3 protein-coding genes are annotated in these 2,747 nt (G+C 71.4%); 2 read left to right on the top strand and 1 reads right to left on the bottom strand.

Going from position 1 to position 2,747, the window contains the following annotated elements; all coding sequences use genetic code 11:
- On the bottom strand, window positions 1-729 hold a 729-nt coding region (locus FNH08_RS48380), incomplete at its 3' end, for a hypothetical protein (protein ID WP_152778261.1).
- 125 nt (window positions 730-854) lie between these two features.
- Between FNH08_RS48380 and FNH08_RS48375 the strand changes: the two genes are divergently transcribed.
- Window positions 855-2,066 carry a pyridoxal phosphate-dependent aminotransferase gene (locus FNH08_RS48375; RefSeq protein WP_152778260.1) on the top strand — a complete coding sequence of 404 codons (1,212 nt, stop codon included), beginning with the start codon at window positions 855-857 and terminating at the stop codon, window positions 2,064-2,066.
- 132 nt (window positions 2,067-2,198) lie between these two features.
- A complete protein-coding gene (locus FNH08_RS48370; protein ID WP_152778259.1) occupies window positions 2,199-2,621 on the top strand; it encodes an SCO4983 family protein in 423 nt (140 codons plus the stop codon).
- Window positions 2,622-2,747 lie beyond the last annotated feature (126 nt).

Genomic DNA, 2,747 nt, shown 5'->3' with positions numbered 1-2,747 from the left:
GGCCGGGTCCGAGCCGGAGCGGCCGGGGGAAGGGCTCGCGTGGGCGCCCTCGGAGGACTTGGGCGCCGCGCCGTCCACCGCCCCCGAGGAAGCTCCGGACGAGGGGGTGGCCGTCGCGCCGGACGAGCCACCCGTGCCCTGACTCCCGGCGGCCGGGGCGGACTCCCCCGACTTCGGGGAGTCCTGGTCCCCGTACTCCGCGGAGCCGGCACCGAGGAGCACGGTGACGGTGACGGCCACGAGGACGGCGCCGATGCCGCCGACGACCAGGACTCCGCGCCGCCCGATCCTGCCCGCGCCCGCACCGGCGCGCCGATCCGCCCGCGGCCGACGGCGACCCTCCACCCGCCTTCGGTGCCCGCCGCCGACGGCCTCCGCGCCGCCCTCGACCGGCCACCCGGTGCTCTCCCCGGCGGAACCGGCCTCCATGGGCACCCGCTCCGCGTAACCACCCTCGACGGGCACCCGCTCGGCGTAACCGTCCTCGACGGGTTCCATCCGCACCGTGTCGTCGTACGCGTTCTGCCAGCCGTGCGCGGCGGCCGGATCCGCGTACGCCTCGTAGGCGGGCGGCGCGTCGGCGTCACCATACGGGTAGTACACGTTCGGAGGGCCGGGGAGACCCCCGTCCTCCCCGGACGGGCCCTTCATCCCGTTCGCTCCGTTCGCCGCGTCCACTCCGTATGCCGTGCCATATGCCGTGTCATCGCGCTGAGGGTGGCTGGACATGGGCGCGCATTGTAGAGACCCCTGGGGTCCACGAGACAGCAGAGGAGCATATGCACCCATAGCGGTCGTCTCACGTGGTGGAAAACACGCCGCACGAAGCGTTACCGGGCCGTAAGCTCACGGGCATGCAGGTGATCCAGTCGACCAAGCTCGCCAACGTCTGTTACGAGATCCGGGGCCCGGTGCTCGAGGAGGCGATGCGGCTTGAGGCGGCGGGACACCGCATCCTCAAGCTCAACACCGGCAATCCGGCCGCCTTCGGCTTCGAGTGCCCGCCCGAGATCCTGGAGGACGTCCTCCGCAACGTGTCGTCGGCCCACGGGTACGGCGACGCGAAGGGCCTGCTCGCCGCGCGCCGGGCGGTCGTCATGCACAACCAGACGCTCGGCATAGAGACGGACGTCGAGCACGTCTTCATCGGCAACGGCGTCTCCGAGCTGATCGTCATGGCGATGCAGGGCCTGCTGGACGACGGCGACGAGGTCCTCGTGCCGGCCCCCGACTACCCCCTGTGGACGGCGGCGGTCTCGCTCTCCGGCGGCACGGCGGTGCACTACCACTGCGACGAGCAGTCCGACTGGATGCCGGACCTCGCCGACGTCGAGCGGAAGGTCACCGACCGCACCAAGGCCATCGTCATCATCAACCCGAACAACCCGACGGGCGCGGTGTACGACGAGGCGATGATCAAGGGGCTGACGGACATCGCGCGCCGCCACAACCTGCTGGTCTGCTCGGACGAGATCTACGACAAGATCCTGTACGACGGTGTCACGCACCGCCCGACGGCCTCGGTCGCCCCCGACCTTCTGACCCTCACCTTCAACGGCATGTCGAAGGCCTACCGGGTGGCGGGCTACCGGGTGGGCTGGATGTCGATCTCCGGCCCACGGGCGCACGCCGACTCCTACATCGAGGGCCTGACGATCCTGGCGAACATGCGGCTGTGCGCGAACATGCCGGGGCAGCACGGCGTGGTGGCCGCACTGAGCGGCCGCCAGACGATCAACGACCTGGTGCTGCCGGGCGGCCGGCTGAAGGAGCAGCGGGACGTGGCGTACGACCTGCTGACGCAGATCCCGGGCGTGACGTGCGTCAAACCGAAGGGCGCGCTGTACCTCTTCCCGCGTCTGGACCCGAAGGTCTTCAAGATCAAGGACGACCGCAGGATGGTCCTGGACCTGCTGCGCCGCGAGAAGATCATGGTCGTCCAGGGCACGGGCTTCAACTGGACGGCACCCGACCACTTCCGTGTGGTGACCCTGCCGACGGTGGCGGACCTGACGTCGGCGATCACCCGGATCGGGCACTTCCTGGACGGCTACAGCCAGCCGTAGCGCTGCGCTCGCCGGGCCGGTGGTGAGGCCCGCTCGCGTGCGATGACGCGTGCGAAGATTTCGGACTCCACTCAACTTTAGACGAATTCCAAGCTAGGATGGGTGAACGAGAGCGAGCTTGGAGGCCATCCCATGTACGAGCCGATCCGCACCAAGTCGGTCCACACGATGGCCGGCACGACCGCCGACTTCCCCCACCGCACCCGCGAGGAGGAGCTGGACATCCAGCTCGCGGGCCATCTCGCGGCGCTGCTGACCGCGACGGACGAGCTCCGCGCGCTGGCACCGTCCGACGAGCTGGACGTGGCCGCGGAGCGGCTGGCCCAGCAGGTGGCCCGGCTGCGGGGAGGGCGGCCGCCCGTACGGTCGTCGGCGTCCGCCGCCGTGTCCGCGCACCCCGCGGCGCTCCACGAGCGGGCGCACGCCCTCGCGGGCCGCGCCCTGGTCGTCGCCGCGTCCCGCGCGGACACGGCGGCCGCGATCCTCTCGGCCGAGCGCATGGACGCGCACACCGCGGCGCTGGCGGACCAGCGCGAACTGACCGCCACCGGCTGACCCCCTCCCCCGCCGGGACCCCACGATCGGCCCCGGTCCGCGTGCACCCGCAGCGACGCGCGGACCGGGAGCCATGGCACGGCGTTCGCTTGAGCGGCGTACTCGGGCTTGCCCTCCCAGGAGCAC

Origin of the sequence: Streptomyces spongiae, assembly GCF_009377185.1 — a bacterium.
Classification (GTDB): domain Bacteria; phylum Actinomycetota; class Actinomycetes; order Streptomycetales; family Streptomycetaceae; genus Streptomyces; species Streptomyces spongiae.
Note: the sequence above shows the minus strand (reverse complement) of the source record. Positions and strands in the feature narration are given on the sequence as shown.